This window comes from Bacteroidota bacterium (assembly GCA_016699695.1).
Classification (GTDB): domain Bacteria; phylum Bacteroidota; class Bacteroidia; order Bacteroidales; family UBA10428; genus UBA10428.
This window is the reverse complement of the sequence record CP065006.1, coordinates 1,133,093-1,152,044: the sequence shown is the minus strand read 5'-3', so window position 1 is coordinate 1,152,044 and position 18,952 is coordinate 1,133,093. Positions and strand designations below refer to the sequence as shown.

The following is an 18,952-nucleotide window of genomic DNA, read 5'->3' as shown; positions in this document are numbered from 1 at the left end:
CATTAAATTTTTGTATCATGAAAACACTATTATTTATTGCATTGATTAGTTTTTCAGGCATCAGCCTGCATGCCCAGAAAAACCTTGACGAGGCTATTCTTAAAGGCCTCAAAGACCTTACTGCTGTTCAGTCGGCAGAAGATTTTATAAGCGTATCCAATTACTTCGAGCGCCTTTCGGCAGCAGAACCTCAGCAGTGGTTGCCAGCTTACTATTCGGCCTACTTGCAAATTATTTCTGCTTTTAATTCGGCTGATCCGGTTCAGAAGGAAGCTATTCTTCAAAAAGCCCAAAACGAGATTGCCAAGGCCTTGAAAATAGCCCCGGAAGAATCGGAGCTTCACACACTGCAAGGCCTGCTTTATCAGGCCTACATTGGCATTGATCCAGCCCGTTATGGACAGGAATATTCCGGCAAGGCAGCAGCTTGTTTCAATGACGCGCAGGCTTATGATGCCAGCAACCCGAGACCAGTTTACCTGCAGGCTCTTTCGGTGTTCAATACACCCAAACAATACGGCGGAGGTCTGGAAGCAGCCTGCCCTGTATTTGGAATGGCAGCTGAATTGTTTAAGAATTTTCACCCAAAAGGTTCAATTTATCCAAACTGGGGAGCAGAGGATTGTCAAACTTACATTAACAATTGTGCTTCGCTGGCAACAAATTAATTTATCGAAGCGAAAAATCTGCAAAACAGCAGATTTTTCGCTTATTTTGAAAACCATGAAAGATTTTAAACAAGAGCGTAAACGACTCAATACAATTCTGGTAATTACTGGAGTATTTTTATCGATTATAGCAGCCCCAACCCTTATCAGTTTACTTTTTTCGGGGAGCGAAATATTTTCCAGTCTTCGTTACTATTTATCAAGCGTGGTCTACGGCTTTAGCTATGGAGTGGTTTTTTGGCTTGGCAACTGGGCCATTGGCTATCAAACCGGCAAACGGTTGAACTGGGAAAAGAATCCGAACAAAGCAAATACCCTTTCATTGCTTGCGTTTATTTTTTTCGGAATTCTTGCCAGCATTGCCGTTCCTTTGATTATTTACAAATACCTTCTTCATTACGAAGGGCAACAGATGTTTAATAATACTGTATTCAGTGCATTCATTGCCTTTTCCATCGATATGATTGTAGTTTCTGTTTATTATTCGCGTTATTTGGTTTTTTTCTGGAAAAAATCAATCGAAAAGGCCGAAACTCTTGAGCGTGAGAGTCTATTGGCTCAATATGAAGCTTTAAAAAACCAGGTAAACCCACACTTTTTATTCAATAGTCTGAATACCCTTGCCGGCCTGGTGGAGCAGGATCAGAAAAAAGCCGTAGAGTTTATAAGCCATCTTTCCAACACCTACCGTTATGTGTTGGAGCAGAGAAATAAGGAGTTGGTTGCTGTGGAAGAAGAACTGAAGTTTGTGAACGATTTTATTTTTTTGGCAAAACTTCGTTATGGCAATGGACTGATTGTGAATACACATATTTCAAAGAAAAGAAATCTTTTAGTTCCAATGGGCGTTCAAATCTTAATTGAGAATTGCATTAAGCATAACATCATTGACGATGAACAGCCTTTGGTAATTGAGCTTGTTGAAGAGGGACCGTATCTTACAGTAAGAAACAACCTTCAAAAAAAGAGCAGTGTTTCCGGCAATGAACCAATAGGTCTCGAAAACTTAAAGAGCCGCTATTCTTTTGTTACTTCGCTGCCAGTGATAATTGAAGAACCCTCTGATGAATTCATTGTTAGAATACCACTTATACCAGAAGCCAACCAATGAATTGTTTAATTATCGAAGATGAAAAAATTGCAGCCTCCCGGCTTGCCGATATGCTGCTTAAATACGATAAAAATATCTGCATAATCGACACTCTCCAATCGGTTCGAAAAGCGGTAGCATTTTTTAACGAATCAAACCAGGCACCCGATTTAATTTTTCTGGATATTCAGCTTTCAGACGGTCTAAGCTTTGAGATTTTCGAACAAGCTCAGGTGACATCGCCTATTATTTTCACCACAGCTTTCGACGAATATGCCCTTAAGGCATTTAAGCTAAACAGCATCGATTATTTGCTTAAGCCCATCGATTTCAATGAACTGGTAGCTGCAATTGAAAAATTTAAAAGTAGCCATAAATCAATGGCCTACCCGGCGCACCTGTTCGACACGGTATTAAAAACCCTTACCAATAGTTACAAGAATAAATTTGTTGTGAAAGTGGGTGAGCATATTAAAGTATTTACTACCGACGAGATACAATGCTTCTATTGCATGGAAAAGGTAAGTTTTCTTCAAAATCTTCAGGGGCGCGATTATGATATAAATTATTCGCTCGATCAGCTCACCGAACTGCTCGATCCTGCAAAATTTTTCAGAATAAACCGAAAATATATTATTGCATCCGGCGCCATCAAAGATATTATCTCTTATTCGAGTAGCAGGCTGCGTGTAATTCTTACCAACAATTCCAGCGAGGAATTGATCATTAGCCGCGAGCGTGTGGCTCTTTTTAAAGATTGGCTGGGTAAGTAGGTTATTTATTGTGGTATGAAAATGGGCTTAATGGATCTAAAAGCAAATACAGTCAGACAGGTTTTTAAAAGTCAATCATTGTTGTATTTTTGTGCGATCTATTGAAAAAGCATGAGACTAGTTGAAGTTACAAGCAAAAAATTGCAGCAGGTTTTTCTCGATGTGCCCAAACGATTGTATCGTTACGATATAAACTGGGTGTGTCCGCTTGATGTGGAGATCGAAGGTATTTTCGACCCGAAGCGGAATAAAAAATTTCGTTATGGCGAGGCTATACGCTGGGTGCTTTACGACGATGCAAGCGACCAGCCCATAGGTCGCATTGCTGCTTTTTACGACAATAACCTCATTCACCATTTTAAGTATCCGACCGGGGCTTGTGGTTTTTTCGAATGTATAAACAACCAACAGGCAGCCAACCTGCTTTTTGACTCGGCTCGTAACTGGCTGGCTGCACGTGGCATGCAGGCTATGCAGGGCCCTGTTAATTTTGGCGAGAATTACAACCACTGGGGCTTACTGGTAATGGGTTTTAAACAGCAATGCTATGCCATGCCCTATAACTTTCCTTATTATCAAAACCTCTTTGAGTCCTATGGGTTTAAAAACTATTTCGAACAAATTTCTTACGAAAAGGACGTACACAGTGGCTGGCCCGAGCGTATGGTGAAGTTTGCCGAATACGTATCTACGCGTCCCGATTACCGTTTCGAACACCTTACCTGGGATAAGCTCGATGAATTTGTGGATCATTTTGTGGAAATTTACAACGCAATCTGGTCGGTTTTCCACGACAACTATATGCCTCTGGAGGCCAATGATGTGCGCCAGATGCTATTGGAGTCAAAACCCATACTCGATCCTAAACTGATGTGGTTTGCCTTTGATAAAGGGAAGGTAGCAGGTTTTTTGGGTGTGATGCCCGATTTAAACCAAGTACTTGTAAAGCTTGGCAATGGCAAACTCAATATTATCAATAAACTAAAGTTTCTTTACTATAAAAAGCGTGCAATTACCTGTGTGCGCGTTTTTGTGGGTGGGGTAGCACCCGATCAGCAAAACAGTGGCATTGCAGGTGCTTTGTTTTACCAATTATTGAATACTCTTCAGAAACAGCAGCAAATTCAGAAACTTGAATTAAGCTGGGTAGGCGATTACAACAAAAAAATGCGCGGAACCTATACTTCAAGTGGGGCAACACATGCAAAAACTCACGTAACCTACCTAAAGCTTTTCGACGATAGCTTACCATTCGAGCGCTTTACAAATGAATTTGAAGGAAAGCAATATTGAGTAAAAAAAAGTGAGATATTCTTTGGATAAAAGAAAAAATAGTTAATTTTGCACTCCAGTTTTAGATATTTAAACCGATCTGTTAAACAATAAGCGATGAAACGCCAAGTGTTATGTAAACATGAATGTTTGCAAAAACAGTAACTTGAATGTTCCATCAGTCCAAAAAATTAAATTTATTCTGATGAAAAAAGGAATTCACCCCGAAAATTTTAGACTAGTAGTCTTCAGAGATATGTCCAACGGAGAAACATTTCTTACCCGTTCAACGGTTAATGCAAGAGAAACCGTAAAACATACCGATGGTAACGAATATCCTCTGGTAAAAGTGGAAATTTCAAATACTTCGCATCCTTTCTTTACAGGTAAGATGAAATTTGTCGATACTGCCGGACGTGTAGATAAATTCAACACCAAATACAAAAAGCATATCGACAACAAAACCAAGTAATATCTTTTTGGTTCAACACCATATAGCCCTGCCTTATACGCAGGGCTTTTTTTTTATGCACCCGCCTTTTAGCTATGGTTTTTCATACCTCGTGCTTTCTTACTAAATTGCTGTTTCAAATAATATCGAAATGATACTAAATAACCTCATTCTGTTTGATGGACCCCAATGGCAAGCACTGCTTCCCTTAAGCTTTACCCGACCAGTGGCCGAACTTAGAGTAGGAATTACAACACTGCGCGAGAAGTGGGAGAGGGTGGCCAACCAGGTTAGCTGGCAAACTCAGGATTACCTGGCTTCGAAATATCCGGCAATAACCGAAGCAGAAAATATTTTTGTGGCAGCTAGCGTATTGCCCGACCACGATTTCGTTAAAGCAATTTCTGCATTGAAATTCAAGCAAGGCCTCACTTTTAGCGGAAATCTTGTGGCCTTTAAATACTCAACCTACCTTCCAGGGGACATTGCCGACACAATCGAATTTACGAGCCATTTAGTAACCATTGAGCACCCCTGGGATATTTTTGAAAAAAATGATGTTGCACTGCGATTCGATTTCGAACAGATTGCTGCAGGAAGTAAAACAGCAGCTATAAGCAAAACAAACAACATACTTGCACCAGAGAACATATTTGTTGAACAAGGCGCTAAACTTGAGTTTGTTACCATCGATGCTACCGAAGGGCCTGTTTATATTGGCGAGGGAGCCGAAATTATGCCCGGAGCCCTTATCAAAGGACCCCTTGCACTTTGCGAACACGCTACCATTAAAATGGGCGCTAAAATTTATGGGGCTACTACCATAGGCCCATGGTGTAAAGTGGGCGGGGAGATACAAAACTCGGTGTTGCAGGCTTATTCCAACAAAGGGCACGATGGCTACCTGGGCAACGCTGTATTGGGCGAATGGTGCAACCTGGGTGCCGATACCAACAATTCGAACCTGAAGAATAACTACGACAAAGTGAAAATGTGGGATTATGCCACGGAGAAATTTGCCCCAACCGGTTTGCAATTTTGTGGTTTGATTATGGGCGACCATTCGAAATGCGGTATCAATACCATGTTTAATACCGGAACGGTGGTGGGTTTTAGTGCCAACATTTTTGGTAGTGGTTTTCCGCGCAATTTTGTACCCTCTTTTTCGTGGGGCGGGGCATCTGGTTTTTCAGTCTATCCTTTTGAAAAAGCACTTGAAACAGCGCGCATTGTGATGGGGCGCCGTAAACTTTCACTCGATGAACAGGATCTTAAAATACTGCAATATATTTTTAATTACACCGATAAATACCGTCGTTTTTAATGCTGGCACAGCAATTGCCTATGAGCCTTTTCCGTGGTAAAACCGCCTGTGCCTGACAGCTTGTCGGTTTATGGCATATTGAATGACGAATAGAAAACAGAGATGATTGATAAAAGCAATAAAAATAGTTTCTATATAGCAACCTCCATGTCTGAAGACTCGGAGTTTATTCCATTGATTTCTGAGGAAGACGAGGAGTTTATACTGAATTCGGAGGTGCCAGAATTACTGCCAATTTTACCGTTGCGTAATACGGTACTTTTTCCGGGTGTAGTGTTACCGATTTCGGTTAGCCGGCAAAAATCGATTCAACTCATTCGTGAAATTTATGGCGATAATAAGCTCATCGGAGCTGTGTCGCAGGTAGATCCGGCTATTGACGAACCACAGGGCAAGGATTTAAACGAAATTGGCACGGTTGCCCAGATTCTACGCATTCTGGAAATGCCCGATAGCTCGATTTCAGTGATAATTCAGGGTAAAAAACGTTTCAAAATAAATGAGATTGTAAATTCAACCCCTTACCTAAAAGCTAATGTTAGTCCACTTGAAGATATAAAACCCCGGGGAAAGGATGCAGAATACGAGGCCATTGTAGGTTCTCTGAAAGACCTTTCGCTTCGGATTATCAATCTATCAAGCAATATACCCCCTGAGGCTTCCTTTGCGGTTAAAAATATAGGTAGTTCGGCCTTCTTAATTAATTTCATTAGTTCAAACAGCGATATCGCACTAAAAGACAAGCAAAAATTACTTTCAATCGATCAACTGAAAGATAGGGGGATAACTCTTCTGGAATATCTCGTGAAAGAGGTACAACTGCTCGAATTAAAGAACGATATACAATCGAAGGTTAAATTCGACATAGACCAACAGCAGCGCGAATACATGCTGCATCAACAAATGAAAACCATTCAGAACGAACTGGGTGGAAACCCCATTGAGCAGGAAATTAAGGATTTGCTTGAGCAGGGGAGCAAGAAAAAATGGAGCGATCCGATAAAAGCGACTTTCGAAAAAGAAGTACAAAAGCTTAACCGGCTTAATCCTGCAACTGGCGAATATTCTGTACAGCTTAATTACGTTCAGACCTTGCTGGAATTGCCATGGAACGAATACACAAAAGATAATTTCAACCTTAAGCGGGCAAAAACCATACTCGATAAGGATCACTTTGGGCTCGACAAGGTAAAAGACCGTATTCTCGAGCATCTTGCAGTGCTTAAGCTCAAAGGCGATCTGAAATCGCCCATACTATGCCTGGTAGGCCCTCCGGGGGTAGGAAAAACCTCGCTGGGTAAATCGGTTGCCAAGGCACTCGGAAGGCAATACGTGCGCATGTCGCTGGGTGGTTTGCGCGATGAAGCCGAGATACGCGGGCACAGGAAAACCTACATTGGCGCCATGCCAGGACGTATAATTCAGAATTTGAAAAAGATTAAATCTGCAAATCCTGTGTTTATGCTAGACGAGATTGACAAGCTTGGGCGCGATGCTCATGGAGATCCTTCATCGGCAATGCTCGAAGTTCTTGATCCGGAGCAGAACAGTACTTTTCATGATAATTTTATTGAGCTTGATTTCGATTTGTCGAAAGTATTGTTTATAGCAACTGCCAACACAGTTTCAAGTATTCATCCTGCCTTACTCGACCGCATGGAATTAATCGATATTAGTGGTTATATCATCGAAGAAAAGGCTGAGATTGCTAAAAGGCATTTAATACCTAAAAACATAGAAGCTCATGGTTTAAAAAAGAATCACTATGGTTTCAATAAAAAGAGTCTTGAGTTTCTGATCGAAAACTACACACGCGAGTCAGGGGTCAGGCAGCTCGACAAAGCTCTTGCAAAAATATCACGCGTAGTGGCCAGAAAAGTGGCTATGAACGAGGTATACAACCACGAGCTTTTGCTTGAACAAATAACTGAGATTATGGGTAAGCCCCGGTATCAGAAAGAAAAATCGCAGGGGAATGATTATGCAGGTGTGGTTACAGGACTTGCCTGGACAGCAGCCGGCGGAGATATTTTATTTATCGAAACCAGCCTGAGCCGTGGCAAAGGAACACTCACCCTCACAGGAAATCTGGGCGATGTAATGAAAGAATCGGCTTTTATTGCCCTCGAATACCTTAAGGCACATAGTCATCTATTAAACCTGGAGCCTGATTTGTTTGAAAAGTGGAATGTGCACATTCATGTTCCCGAAGGAGCTATACCTAAGGATGGACCCTCGGCCGGTATAACCATGGCAACCTCACTGGCATCGGCCTTTACACAAAGAAAAGTGAAGCAGGATATTGCTATGACTGGCGAAATTACCCTTAGGGGCAAGGTTTTGCCAGTGGGCGGCATAAAAGAGAAAATTCTCGCTGCAAAAAGAGCAGGAATCAAAGAGATTTTCCTTTCGGCCGAAAACAGAAAAGATGTAGAGGAAATCAACGAAATATATATTAAAGGGCTTCATTTTGTATATGTCCACAATGTGGTGGATGTATTAAAGGGAGCCTTGCTACAACAAAAAGTGAAAGACGCATCTGTGATTAATTAACCTATCTTATACTCATTTTATCGACAGAAAGAGGTTTTTTACCGATTCTGTTCTTGCATCTGGGTAAGTAATGCTTATTTTCGGTGCATAAAACTAAAACACTATGAAAATGGGACCAGGATTTTTTTGGGGAGTGCTTCTGATTGTAATTGGTCTTAGCATCATTTTTAAGGTAGTATTTGGCATTAGCATCATGCGTGTAGTAATTGCCATTGTTTTTATTTTTATTGGCATCCGAATACTAATTGGAAAACCTTCTATGTCAAGTCATATGGGAGATTCACAAGTGGTTTTCAATAATAGGATATATACTGAGTTTCCGACCAGCAATACGGAATACAGTACGGTATTTGGAAAAAGTGTATATAATTTTGGCGATGCTGCCATTCCTACCGACAAAGGCTTGAAGCTGGAGTTTAATACTGTTTTTGGCGATTCACAGGTTATTTTACCCGAAGGATTACCTGTGCGGATTAAAGCAGAGGCAGTATTCGGCGCAGTGAAACTGCCCAATGGAAATACTGCAGCATTTGGCTCGTCCGATTTCGTCTCGGACCACGACTCAGCACTTACCCATTTTGTTCAGATTGAAGCCAACGCAGTGTTTGGAAACATCGATATTACTCAAAAGAAACAGGGATTTTAATGAAGCCATTGCCCAAGCTTATTTTCTGGGATTGGAACGGAACACTGCTCAATGATACAGGCGTCTGCGTGCAGGCTATGAATGACATGCTTTCGAAACGTAAAATGCCAACCATCGAAGAAGGATATTACAAATCGGTATTTGGTTTTCCGGTGAAGCATTATTATCAGCATTTGGGTTTTAGATTTGAACAGGAGAATTTCGAAGACCTTTCGGTGGAATTCATCGAAAATTATCAGCAACATTTTCATCGCGCCAGCATTCAACCATACACAGTGGAGACGCTCACCCATTTTAAGAATAAGGGAGTAAGGCAGGTAATTGTTTCGGCTATGGAACAAGGCATGCTGAACAAGCAGGTTGAGGAAGCTAAGCTGAATGTATTTTTTGAAGAGGTACTTGGCATTCAGAATATTTTTGCAGAAAGCAAAACCCATTTGGCATTGGAGTTTCTGGCAAATAACTCTATTGAATCTGAAAGCATGTTGTTTGTGGGCGACACTCTTCACGACAAGGAAGTTTCTGATGCCTTGGGCATTCAGGCAGTGCTGGTATCAAACGGGCATCAATCGGCAAGCCGCTTACGTGTGAACGGAAACCTGGTTATTAATAACCTGAAAAGCTTGCTCGATATCAGATAATCTTACTAATTTTAGGGCAATCGCAGTATGCCGACAGATGCATAAAGGCATTTTTACCGGCAAACCGATAGAATTCAAAATTCCCACCAGATGGAAAAAAACCGCATTGCTCTTTTCCCCGGATCCTTTGATCCATTCACCGTTGGTCACGAATCGGTTGTACGCCGCGCCATGCCCTTGTTCGATAAAATAGTTATCTCCATTGGTTTTAATATCAATAAAAGCGGATATTTTCCCTTAGAGAAGAGAATGCAGTGGATACGCGATGTCTTCGAAAACGAGAGCAAGATTATGGTATCGAGCTACAGCAAACTAACCATTGATTATTGCAAAGAGGTAGGTGCTCAATATATCCTGCGGGGGTTACGCACATCGGCCGATTTCGAATACGAAAGGGCCATTGGCCAAACAAACCGCTTGCTTGAAAAAGGAATCGAAACAGTTTTTTTACTTACCGAATCACATCATACTTTTATCAATTCTACCATTGTGCGCGATATTATACGCTATGGAGGCGATGCCTCTTCCTTCTTGCCAAGCCGGCTTAAAATCGACAAAGATTTGTTAAAGAATGAATAAAATCCCAGTTAGCTTTTTTCTTTTGTTTTTTTGGTCATCAAGGCTAATGGCGTCTACAATTTCAGGTACCGACACCAATTATGCCGGTACGGAGATAATCTGGCTTCATTCTGCCGATCCGATTACCGGAACTGAGACAGAAATATCGAGGGCTGTAGTTGGTACTGATGGAAAATTCGTTTTCGATCTGCCGGTTTCAGAAATTACTTATGTGTTTGCATACCTTGGAACCGACAAAGTATTTCTTTTTGTGGAACCAGAGAAGCATTACGAGGTGGTATTGCCACTGCTCCGACCAAAAACCAGAAGCGATAAGCTTAATCCTTTTTTTCGCTATACCGAAGCACATCTGGGGATCATCAATGCTAAGAGCGATGATTTGAATATACAGATACGGATGTTCGACGATGGGTTCTATCCTTTTTATTTGAAGCATACCGAAAAGGTTTTTAGTAACGATGTAGAGTTTTTGCAACTCGACAAAGACATAGAGCAACTCGATAAACCTTTTGCAAAATCTACCCATCCTTTTTTTAACGATTATCGCCGCTATAAATATGGAATGCTTCGTTTTGTTGCCTACCAGCATAAATCGAAAAGCATTTCCGATGCTTATTTCAAAAACCAACCCTTTCTGGCTAATAATCCTGCTTACATCGAGTTGTTTAACCTGGTGTACGATAGTTATTTCGATTATTTCAGCCGCACCGAGGAAGGAAAACAACTGGCTCCTGCCATTCAGTCGAAAAGCTATTCTGCAGTAATTGAAGTTCTTGAAAAGGATGAGGTGCTTCAACCCGCCGTGTTGCTGAACATGGTGCTTCTGAAGTCGTTGCACAGTGAGTTTTACGACGATAACTTCTCACGCAGCGGCATGCTTATTTTGCTCGACAGCCTTATTGTTTTAACCGATAATGAAACAATTAAATTCACCGCCAGGCAAGTATACAACAAAGTAACCCGGCTGATGGCAGGTTATACCCCACCTGCATTTGCCTTATATGACACGGATAGCAATCTGGTCACTCTCGAAAAGTGGAAAGGAAAGTTTGTATACCTCAATTTTTGTTCGTGCTTTAGTTACACTTGTTTAAACGAGTTTGTAATGCTGCAGAACTTATACAATAAGCATCAGCAATACCTCGAAATTGTTACCATTGTGATTGACGACGATGTTCAGGTTGTAAAAGATTTTCTTAACCGAAGTGGTTATCAATGGACTTTTTTGCATTTCGACAATCAACCAGACATACTTCAGCAATATGATATACGTGCTTTTCCAACATATTATTTAGTCGACAACGAAGGAAAGCTTTCCATTTCTCCCGCTCCGGCCCCAGCTGATGAGTTTGAAGGCCGACTTTTTAAGATACTCCAGGCAAAGGGCATCTTATAAATTAACCTTTCAATTATTGCACGATAAACGGCGTAATTTTCAAGTGCGTATTAAAATCTTTCACTACTTTTACCTTATTGCAAATAATCACTAATAAAAGAATATCAATGAAAAGCTTATCCTTTCTGTTTTTAGGTAGCCTGTTATTTTTTGGCTGCAGTGGTATAAAAGTCGTTTCGGATTACGACAAAACCATAGATTTTTCGAAATACAAAACCGTAGAGTATTATGGGTGGGTTGAAGAAAGCGATGCTATTTTGAGCCGCTTTGACAAAGAGCGCATCGAAGCATCCTTTGCGCAGGAATTTAAAAGCCGTGGTATGGAAATAGTGAAAGAGGGTGGCGACCTTGTGGTAGCGCTTTATATTGTAGCTCAGCAAAAAACCGAAACTACCGCTAGTTCATACAATTATGGCGGATATGGTTATGGCGGGTACTATGGTTATGGTCCTGGTTATGGCTGGGGTGGTGGATATACCACTACTACCTATGACACCTACGAGTACATGGAAGGAACCCTTGTATGCAGCGTATTTGACAAGCAAGCAGAAACGCTTATCTGGGAAGGTGTGGGAACGAAAACCATTGCCGAAGACCCGAAAGACCGCGAACGTAACATTCCGTATGCTATAAAGTCGATAATGGCTCAGTATCCAGTTAAACCCGTTTCAACGAAATAATCAAACCTCTTTTTCTGGAAATTATTAAGGTATGCATGCCCTGAAAGTCCCGATTTATCGGGATTTTTTGTTGAGTATCCTGCACAAACGAAAAAGGCTGCCTTTTTGGGCAGCCTTTCTTTATTAAAGTCTACTTGTTATTCGTCTTTGTCGTCGGCTACGTATGCTTTCAGCAGTTCATCCTGAACATCGCCGGGTACAGCACCGTATTCGGCAAATTTCATCGAATACCAGGCCCTGCCACCAGTAATGGAACTGAGGGTAGTCTGGTATTTGTTCATTTCGGCCAAAGGTACTTTGGCAAGGATTTTTTCTACTCCTTTTTCACTGGTCATACCCTGAACAATGGCCCTGCGTCCCTGCAGGTCGCTCATTACATCGCCCATACGCTCAGAGGGCACATACACTTCGAGGTCGTTAATGGGTTCGAGAATTTTTGGTCCTGCATTTTTAAAGGCAATGCTAAAGGCGTTTCGGCCAGCGAGTTTAAAAGAAATCTCGTTCGAATCAACCGGGTGCATCTTACCATCGTACACATACACGCAAATGTCGCGGGCATACGATCCTGTAAGTGGGCCTTCTTCCATTTTTTCCATGATTCCTTTCAGAATGGCTGGCATAAAGCGGGCATCGATAGAACCACCGACTATACAGTTAAAGTACATTAGTTTGCCGCCCCAATTGAGTTTTATTTCTTCCTGGTTACGCACCGAAAGCTTTTGTTCTTTGCCATTTATTTTGAACATATCCTTTGGTTTGGAACCTTCGATGTAAGGTTCAATAATCATATGTACCTCACCAAATTGACCGGCACCACCCGATTGTTTTTTGTGGCGGTAATCGGCCTGAGCTGCTTTGGTAATTGTTTCGCGATAGGGGATGCGCGGTTTAACATATTCGGTTTCGATTTTAAACTGGTGATCGAGGTGCCATTTTAAAATATTAAGGTGGTATTCGCCTTGTCCCGAAATAATTATCTGCTTCAGCTCTTTGGAATATTCGATAAGAATTGTGGGGTCCTCGTCGTGCATGCGGTTGAGGGCTTCTCCAAGTTTTTCCTCATCGCCCTCACTGTGTGGTTTAATGGCTGCACGGAATTTGGGTTCCGGGAACTTCATCGGATCAAATGCAATCCCTTTTGTGGATAAAGTATGGTTAAATTTGGTAGCTTTAAGCTTTACGGTCACGCCTATATCGCCAGCCACCATGCTTTCAACTTTCTGGCGGTTTTTGCCGGCTGAAGCAAAAATTTGCGAAATGCGCTCCTTGTTTTGCGTCTTGGAGTTGATCAAATCCATGCCTTCTTTAACGGTACCCGACATGACTTTAAAAAAGTTTACTTCTCCGATGTGGGGCTCTATACTGGTTTTGAAAACAAAAAGACTGGTATCGCCTTCGGATTTGCATTCTACGGGTTTACCTGCTGAATCTTTCGGTGCAGGTAACAGGTGTGGTGAAGGAGCTACATTGGTGATAAATTCCAGCAGACGACCAACACCCATATCTTTTTTTGCTGAACAGCAAAATACCGGATAAATCGCACGGTGAAGCAACCCGGCTGTAATTCCTTTGCGCATCTCATCTTCGGAGAGCTCTCCTTTTTCGAAGAATAGTTCCATGAGCGAATCATCGTTCTCAGCACACTTTTCAACCAAAATATTATGTAGTTCGGCTGCTTTTTCAGCTTCTGATTCAGGAATGGGAACAGCCTCGCGACCACCACCTTCTTTAAGTATGTATTGCTTCATCAGCAGCACATCGATAATCGCTTTAAAACCCGATCCAACTTCTACAGGGTATTGTACGATAGTAACATTTTTCCCGAACCGTTCTTTGGCCATTTCTATGGTGCGGTCAAAATTCGATTTTTCATGATCGAGGTGACTGGCTACCAAAATGGCGGGTTTGCCATAGTTTTGCAGGTTACGGAAGTTAATTTCTGTACCTACTTCTATGCCGTTTTGGGTATTCAAAAGCAATACGGCTGTATCGGCTGCATAAAGCGATGATACAACACCACCTACAAAGTCGTCAAGGCCTGGGGCATCGATGATGTTTACTTTTTTGTTGTTGTACTCGGTGTACAATACCGACGAGAATACAGAGTTGCCATTGGCATGCTCAATATCGCGGTAATCAGAAGCTGTATTTTTCGATTGAACGTCACCACGTCTGTCGATAACTTTACCCTCGTAAAGCATGGCCTCGGCAAGCGTGGTTTTACCTGCCCCTGAACTGCCGACCAGCACAATGTTTTTGATTTGATCTGTTGTGTATGTCTTCATGTTTTCAAATAGTGGTTAGAATTAAACTTTGGTTCTATTACAATAGAGTATTCGTTTCACTTTTAATGAGAGCCTAACAAATGTAACAATTTTTTAATATTGACCAAGAACAGCGACCTTAAATGTAGCGGCTGTTGATAAATCATGCAGAGCTGATAACCAACACTAAAAAGTTTAAATTTTCTGCGGAGTTTATAAGGACTTTGGGTTTTGTAACTGGTAGATCTCCTTTAAATGTGCTGCAATTTTGGCCAGTTCATCAGATGAATGGCGAGGACGCGAAAAACTATCAAGTAAGTTGGATTGGCTAGCCTCCAGTTTAGGGTACCAGTCTCCTGGCTCTGGCAGGTCGTTCAGGTTGCGCGGAATAATGTGAATGTGCAGGTGGGCGATGGTTTGCCCGGCAGCCTCACCTTCTTGCAGTGTCCAATCGAAGGCATTAGTTTGGAAGGCTGTCTGAAGGGTTTTTATTACCCTGCGGCAAAATGAGACCAGTTCGGTGAGTACTGATTCCTCCAGATTCATTATTGATTCCCAATGCTCCTTTGGAACGATGAGGCAATGCCCGGGCAGAATGGGTGCGAGGTTATAAAGAGCATTGAAGTGCATGCTTTGGGCAAAACATGCCTCGTTGGAGGCTGGGGAACAAAAGGGGCAAAAGGTGGCAGTCATAGTTTAGAACAGGTATTAATACCCTCAGTTTACTTGATATATTATACTTAACTCGGTTATTTTTCTAGAATTGAATTTTTCCAATAGAATTTTAGTAATACTTACCTAACCGCCAATGGCAAACATATTCCGGTTATCCTTTTTCGAATTGGCTTGATAAGCCATCAGGTGTTGACCTCCGTGCTCCAATTCTTTCTGGCAAAGGGCTTTGTGGATGATGGTCTGCAAATCCTGCCCCTGCCGGTAAGGACCGATGAGGTCGTATTCTTCGGTTCCAAACAGGCAATTTTTAATTTTACCATCGGCCATGATACGGATGCGGTTACAATTTTCGCAAAAGGGGTGGCTTAGCGTTCCAATCATTCCAATTTTACCCTTGGCTCCTTCGACTTTGTAATATACCGACGTTTGACCAACAGGAGTTTCTTCCTCTTGCAGGGTAAATTCCGATAGAAGCACTTTGAGTATTTTTTCCTGGGTAAGGGTCTTTCCAAAACTCCAGTTATTGTCTCTAAACGGCATGAACTCAATGAATCGCACTGCAATAGGGTATTTCATTGCTAAACGGGCAAAATCAATAAGCTCATCATCGTTGACCCCTCGAATGATAACTGCATTTACTTTTACATCGAATCGAAGTTTTATGGCAAGTAAAAGGTTGGCATACACCCTTTCGAAGGCATTTCGTCCTGTAATGTTTTTAAAGCGATCGGGTTTAAGGCTGTCGAGGCTGATGTTGATTTTTTTCACACCTGCAGCCTGAAGAGTACTAAAATGTCGGTCGAGCAGGTATCCATTGGTTGTGAGGGCTAGTTCTGCCCCACAATCTTTTAGCGCTTTTATAAGGTATTCGAATTGAGGATATACAAGTGGCTCGCCACCTGTGAAGCGGATTTTCTTTATACCCAACAGAATAAATTCCTTTGCCAGCTGAATAATCTCTTCGGGCAACATTAACCCTCTTTTATTTTCGCAGGTTTTATTTTCTGGTTTACAATAGCTGCAAGAAAAATTGCAGTCATCGGTGATGGATAGACGCAGGTAGCTGTGTGCCCTTCCAAAGCTATCGATGAGCTCTTTTTTCTTAATCCCGGTTTCGCTTCCAGCCATAAGTGTGGTCATTAAAAATTTCTTTACCAAAAACCGGAACCTCTCGTTTAAAGGCATCCACAATTTCGGGCAGGGCGCCAAATACTTCTTTACGATGGGCACCATGGATTTCCACTCTGAAGCAGCAATCATTCGCCTGAACCAAGCCCTGGCTGTGCCAGATTATGGCTAAATGAAGATAATAATTGGCAACCAGCTTATTCAACAAATCGATGGCAATGGGTTTGGCCATTAAGGGTTCGAGTGTAAAATCAATGGCTTCAACTCTTTTATTCTGCAGAACATCAGCCCGTACATGACCTTCGAAAATGGCAATTGCACCGGTATCGTTCTGTCTAATACCTATACTTGATTTGGAAATTGGTCCCCGGATAAAATAACAATCGATCATTTCCTATTCTTACTCTTTTCGAATTACAGGTTCGCTTTATTATGCACTCAACCACCCGCAAAAGGGGGCAAGAGGCTTATTTTGTCTTGTGAAATAAGCTTGTATGCAAGGTCTGTGTTTTTTTTGTTATTGATAAAAACCGCAAACAATTCTAGCTGCAGTTGTGGCCATTGATCGTACAAATCGTTCAGTAGCTCGTGGAGTGAGCTTCTTTCAGTACGGAGAGTTTCTTTTTCTACACCTCTAATCTCAGCCAATTGGCCGTAATATTTCAAATGAATTTCTTTCATTAATTAAAACAACACTTTTCAAATTCGTTGAGTAAAAAGTTCCGGCTTTTTTCTTCCAGTTCCCTAAACTGTGTCACTACTTTTAGTCCTGCCTCAGTAAGCAGGGTGCCACCACCATTTTTACCGCCGCTTTCTTTTTTCACCAATGGGGTATGCGACTGTTCGTTCATCGATTTCACCAGTTCCCAGGCTTTTTTGTAAGACATACCAAGTTTTTTGGCAGCCTGTGCAATAGATCCTGTTTCGTGAATGTATTCGAGTAGGCTGATTCGGCCGCTACCAATAAAGGGGAAGCCATTCTTTTCGATCCAGATACGGTTTTCGATTTTAATTTCAGGCATCATAGCGTTAGGTTTTGGTGTACATAACGAAAGTACAAAAAGAATTATCCAAAATCAATTGATAAAATTGAAAACTGCTTGTCTCATATTGTTAATTCCTATGCAAGCCGCTCAATCATTGCTTCCTATACATATAAAAAACTGATACTTTTTTTTACCTTTAAAAAAACAGAATTTCATGCACACCATCCTCAATCATCCGCTCATTACGCATAAATTGGCTCAGATCCGTCGCAAAGAGACAGGCACCAAAGATTTCAGGCAAAATCTCGACGAAATTGCCGGACTAATGGCTTATGAGATTACCCGAAACCTTCCGCTAAAGCCTATCGATCTTGAGACTCCTGTTGGGGCTTGTTCTACCTTTGAACTTTCGAAAGAAATTGTATTAATTCCTGTTCTGCGAGCCGGGCTTGGAATGGTCGATGGCATAACTCGTTTGATACCTACTGCAAAGGTTGGGCATATTGGTCTTTACCGCGACCACGATACCCTTGAGCCCCATGAATATTATGCCAAGTTCCCCGAAAACCTCCCGCGGGCTGTGGTGATGGTGTTGGATCCCATGCTGGCCACCGGAGGTAGCGCTGCAGCAGCGATTACTGCCTTGAAAAAAAGAGGGGCCAATATAATAAAACTGGTTAGCATTGTCGGTGCTCCGGAAGGATTGAGCCGGGTTGAGAAGCAACATCCCGATGTGGAAATTTGGTTGGCTGCCCTCGACGAAAGACTCAACGAACACGGATACATTGTTCCTGGCTTGGGCGATGCAGGTGACCGTATTTTTGGCACAGTGTAATTGCTCAAACAAGCCGAATGAGACTTCTTTTTAATAATTGAAAAAAACGAATTAAAATATTATCAGTATGATACCAGCATCCGAATTACTCTTAACTTCCGATGGTTCCATTTATCACCTTCGGCTTAAACCTCATCAACTGGCCGAAGATATTATTCTGGTTGGTGACCCCGATCGGGTTGAAGTGGTAGCAAGCTTTTTCGACTCGATTGAATTTGCACAAAAAAACCGCGAGTTTAACACCATCACCGGCTTTTACAAAGGTCAGGCTATTTCAGTAATTTCAACTGGTATTGGAATTGGCAATGTCGACATTGTGCTCAACGAACTTGATGCACTTGCAAACATCGACTTTGAGAAGCGGTATGTGCGTGAAGATAAAAAAGCACTTAACCTGGTGCGCATTGGTACCTCAGGAGCATTGCAAAGCGATATTCCTATAGGAAGCTATATACTTTCGAACCAGGCGATTGGCTTCGATGGCCTGATGAATTTTCTTGAGAATCGGAATGCAGTATGCGACCTGGAAATGGAAGAAGATTTTTTAAATCACTTTCCGGAATTAAGAAAGATAGTATTACCCTATGCTGTAGATGGGTCCTCCCTTTTGTTGGAGAAATTAAAAAATCCGGACATCCATCAGGGAATTACTGTTACAGCACCCGGTTTTTATGGCAGCCAGGGTCGGGTTTTGCGTATGGATCTGGCCATGCCAGGCTTCAACGATAAATTGGAACACTATGCTTATCGCGGGCAGAAAATTACCAACTACGAGATGGAAACCTCAGCCCTTTATGGTTATTCGAAATTACTCGGACATGAAGCTGCCACTATTTGTCTGGCGCTTGCCAACCGTGTGGGTAAAGAAGTGCTTAAAGAGTATAAAAACAAGATGATGCAATTAATTGAGTATACCCTCAATGGGCTGGTTCGATAGTGTCTTTGTGGATAATTTTTAAATATTCAATTTACTCGGTCTTTAACAGATTGC

General features: G+C 41.8%; 20 protein-coding genes. 14 read left to right on the top strand and 6 right to left on the bottom strand.

Annotated features, from left to right (window positions below; all coding sequences use genetic code 11):
- Positions 1-17 precede the first annotated feature (17 nt).
- The 12 genes from IPM71_04915 (at position 18) to IPM71_04860 (ending at position 12,073) form a co-directional block, all read left to right on the top strand.
- Entirely contained in the window at positions 18-668 is a 651-nt protein-coding gene (locus IPM71_04915; GenBank protein QQS52077.1) for a hypothetical protein, read from the top strand.
- Positions 669-723: 55 nt separating this feature from the next.
- A complete protein-coding gene (locus IPM71_04910) occupies positions 724-1,779 on the top strand; it encodes a histidine kinase (protein ID QQS52076.1) in 1,056 nt (351 codons plus the stop codon).
- Entirely contained in the window at positions 1,776-2,531 is a 756-nt protein-coding gene (locus IPM71_04905) for a response regulator transcription factor (GenBank protein QQS52075.1), read from the top strand. Before IPM71_04910 ends, IPM71_04905 begins: the two co-directional genes overlap by 4 nt.
- 111 nt (positions 2,532-2,642) lie before the next feature.
- Entirely contained in the window at positions 2,643-3,824 is a 1,182-nt protein-coding gene (locus IPM71_04900; protein ID QQS52074.1) for a GNAT family N-acetyltransferase, read from the top strand.
- A 184-nt stretch (positions 3,825-4,008) separates the two neighbouring features.
- Positions 4,009-4,275 carry a type B 50S ribosomal protein L31 gene (locus tag IPM71_04895; protein QQS52073.1) on the top strand — a complete coding sequence of 89 codons (267 nt, stop codon included), beginning with the start codon at positions 4,009-4,011 and terminating at the stop codon, positions 4,273-4,275.
- Positions 4,276-4,405: 130 nt separating this feature from the next.
- Complete coding sequence (locus IPM71_04890; protein ID QQS52072.1) at positions 4,406-5,578, top strand: GlmU family protein; 1,173 nt, start codon at positions 4,406-4,408, stop codon at positions 5,576-5,578.
- A 102-nt stretch (positions 5,579-5,680) separates the two neighbouring features.
- A complete protein-coding gene (gene lon, locus IPM71_04885; GenBank protein ID QQS52071.1) occupies positions 5,681-8,131 on the top strand; it encodes an endopeptidase La in 2,451 nt (816 codons plus the stop codon).
- 109 nt (positions 8,132-8,240) lie between these two features.
- Positions 8,241-8,777 (top strand): hypothetical protein, encoded by a 537-nt coding sequence (locus tag IPM71_04880; protein ID QQS52070.1) that lies wholly within the window; start codon positions 8,241-8,243, stop codon positions 8,775-8,777.
- Positions 8,777-9,418: an HAD family hydrolase gene (locus tag IPM71_04875; GenBank protein ID QQS52069.1), complete on the top strand. Its 642-nt coding sequence runs from the start codon at positions 8,777-8,779 to the stop codon at positions 9,416-9,418. The genes IPM71_04880 and IPM71_04875 overlap by 1 nt, the downstream gene beginning before the upstream one ends.
- A 90-nt stretch (positions 9,419-9,508) precedes the next feature.
- On the top strand, positions 9,509-9,997 hold the full coding sequence (gene coaD / locus IPM71_04870; protein QQS52068.1) for a pantetheine-phosphate adenylyltransferase: 489 nt from the start codon (positions 9,509-9,511) through the stop codon (positions 9,995-9,997).
- 46 nt (positions 9,998-10,043) lie between these two features.
- The gene (locus IPM71_04865) at positions 10,044-11,393 is read left to right on the top strand and encodes a TlpA family protein disulfide reductase (GenBank protein ID QQS52067.1); all 1,350 of its coding nucleotides are present in this window, start codon (positions 10,044-10,046) and stop codon (positions 11,391-11,393) included.
- A gap of 107 nt (positions 11,394-11,500) precedes the next feature.
- Entirely contained in the window at positions 11,501-12,073 is a 573-nt protein-coding gene (locus tag IPM71_04860) for a DUF4136 domain-containing protein (protein ID QQS52066.1), read from the top strand.
- Between the two features lie 137 nt (positions 12,074-12,210).
- Here IPM71_04860 and IPM71_04855 read toward each other — a convergent pair whose 3' ends face one another.
- From IPM71_04855 to IPM71_04830, 6 genes are all read right to left on the bottom strand, one after another.
- A complete protein-coding gene (locus IPM71_04855) occupies positions 12,211-14,358 on the bottom strand; it encodes an elongation factor G (protein QQS52065.1) in 2,148 nt (715 codons plus the stop codon).
- A 192-nt stretch (positions 14,359-14,550) separates the two neighbouring features.
- A complete protein-coding gene (locus IPM71_04850) occupies positions 14,551-15,030 on the bottom strand; it encodes an HIT domain-containing protein (GenBank protein QQS52064.1) in 480 nt (159 codons plus the stop codon).
- Positions 15,031-15,135: 105 nt separating this feature from the next.
- Positions 15,136-16,140 carry a GTP 3',8-cyclase MoaA gene (gene moaA, locus IPM71_04845; protein ID QQS52063.1) on the bottom strand — a complete coding sequence of 335 codons (1,005 nt, stop codon included), beginning with the start codon at positions 16,138-16,140 and terminating at the stop codon, positions 15,136-15,138.
- On the bottom strand, positions 16,115-16,531 hold the full coding sequence (locus IPM71_04840; protein QQS52062.1) for a molybdenum cofactor biosynthesis protein MoaE: 417 nt from the start codon (positions 16,529-16,531) through the stop codon (positions 16,115-16,117). Before IPM71_04840 ends, moaA begins: the two co-directional genes overlap by 26 nt.
- 47 nt (positions 16,532-16,578) lie before the next feature.
- A complete protein-coding gene (locus IPM71_04835) occupies positions 16,579-16,821 on the bottom strand; it encodes a MoaD/ThiS family protein (protein QQS52061.1) in 243 nt (80 codons plus the stop codon).
- Positions 16,821-17,165, bottom strand: a complete 345-nt coding sequence (locus tag IPM71_04830; GenBank protein ID QQS52060.1) for a winged helix-turn-helix domain-containing protein — start codon at positions 17,163-17,165, stop codon at positions 16,821-16,823. Before IPM71_04830 ends, IPM71_04835 begins: the two co-directional genes overlap by 1 nt.
- A 175-nt stretch (positions 17,166-17,340) precedes the next feature.
- On the opposite strand from IPM71_04830, the gene upp reads away from it, so the two are divergent.
- Positions 17,341-17,961 (top strand): uracil phosphoribosyltransferase, encoded by a 621-nt coding sequence (upp, locus tag IPM71_04825; GenBank protein QQS52059.1) that lies wholly within the window; start codon positions 17,341-17,343, stop codon positions 17,959-17,961.
- Positions 17,962-18,028: 67 nt separating this feature from the next.
- Positions 18,029-18,898, top strand: coding sequence for a nucleoside phosphorylase (locus IPM71_04820; GenBank protein ID QQS52058.1), 870 nt, complete (start codon positions 18,029-18,031; stop codon positions 18,896-18,898).
- Positions 18,899-18,952: the final 54 nt, after the last annotated feature.

Excerpts from the sequence above, each read along its gene's own strand:
- IPM71_04915 (QQS52077.1), top strand. The coding sequence starts at position 18 with ATGAAAACACTATTATTTATTGCATTGATTAGTTTTTCAGGCATCAGC.
- IPM71_04910 (QQS52076.1), top strand. The coding sequence starts at position 724 with ATGAAAGATTTTAAACAAGAGCGTAAACGACTCAATACAATTCTGGTA.
- IPM71_04905 (QQS52075.1), top strand. The coding sequence starts at position 1,776 with ATGAATTGTTTAATTATCGAAGATGAAAAAATTGCAGCCTCCCGGCTT.
- IPM71_04900 (QQS52074.1), top strand. The coding sequence starts at position 2,643 with ATGAGACTAGTTGAAGTTACAAGCAAAAAATTGCAGCAGGTTTTTCTC.
- IPM71_04895 (QQS52073.1), top strand. The coding sequence starts at position 4,009 with ATGAAAAAAGGAATTCACCCCGAAAATTTTAGACTAGTAGTCTTCAGA.
- IPM71_04890 (QQS52072.1), top strand. The coding sequence starts at position 4,406 with ATGATACTAAATAACCTCATTCTGTTTGATGGACCCCAATGGCAAGCA.
- lon (QQS52071.1), top strand. The coding sequence starts at position 5,681 with ATGATTGATAAAAGCAATAAAAATAGTTTCTATATAGCAACCTCCATG.
- IPM71_04880 (QQS52070.1), top strand. The coding sequence starts at position 8,241 with ATGGGACCAGGATTTTTTTGGGGAGTGCTTCTGATTGTAATTGGTCTT.
- IPM71_04875 (QQS52069.1), top strand. The coding sequence starts at position 8,777 with ATGAAGCCATTGCCCAAGCTTATTTTCTGGGATTGGAACGGAACACTG.
- coaD (QQS52068.1), top strand. The coding sequence starts at position 9,509 with ATGGAAAAAAACCGCATTGCTCTTTTCCCCGGATCCTTTGATCCATTC.
- IPM71_04865 (QQS52067.1), top strand. The coding sequence starts at position 10,044 with ATGGCGTCTACAATTTCAGGTACCGACACCAATTATGCCGGTACGGAG.
- IPM71_04860 (QQS52066.1), top strand. The coding sequence starts at position 11,501 with ATGAAAAGCTTATCCTTTCTGTTTTTAGGTAGCCTGTTATTTTTTGGC.
- IPM71_04855 (QQS52065.1), bottom strand. The coding sequence starts at position 14,358 with ATGAAGACATACACAACAGATCAAATCAAAAACATTGTGCTGGTCGGC.
- IPM71_04850 (QQS52064.1), bottom strand. The coding sequence starts at position 15,030 with ATGACTGCCACCTTTTGCCCCTTTTGTTCCCCAGCCTCCAACGAGGCA.
- moaA (QQS52063.1), bottom strand. The coding sequence starts at position 16,140 with ATGGCTGGAAGCGAAACCGGGATTAAGAAAAAAGAGCTCATCGATAGC.
- IPM71_04840 (QQS52062.1), bottom strand. The coding sequence starts at position 16,531 with ATGATCGATTGTTATTTTATCCGGGGACCAATTTCCAAATCAAGTATA.
- IPM71_04835 (QQS52061.1), bottom strand. The coding sequence starts at position 16,821 with ATGAAAGAAATTCATTTGAAATATTACGGCCAATTGGCTGAGATTAGA.
- IPM71_04830 (QQS52060.1), bottom strand. The coding sequence starts at position 17,165 with ATGATGCCTGAAATTAAAATCGAAAACCGTATCTGGATCGAAAAGAAT.
- upp (QQS52059.1), top strand. The coding sequence starts at position 17,341 with ATGCACACCATCCTCAATCATCCGCTCATTACGCATAAATTGGCTCAG.
- IPM71_04820 (QQS52058.1), top strand. The coding sequence starts at position 18,029 with ATGATACCAGCATCCGAATTACTCTTAACTTCCGATGGTTCCATTTAT.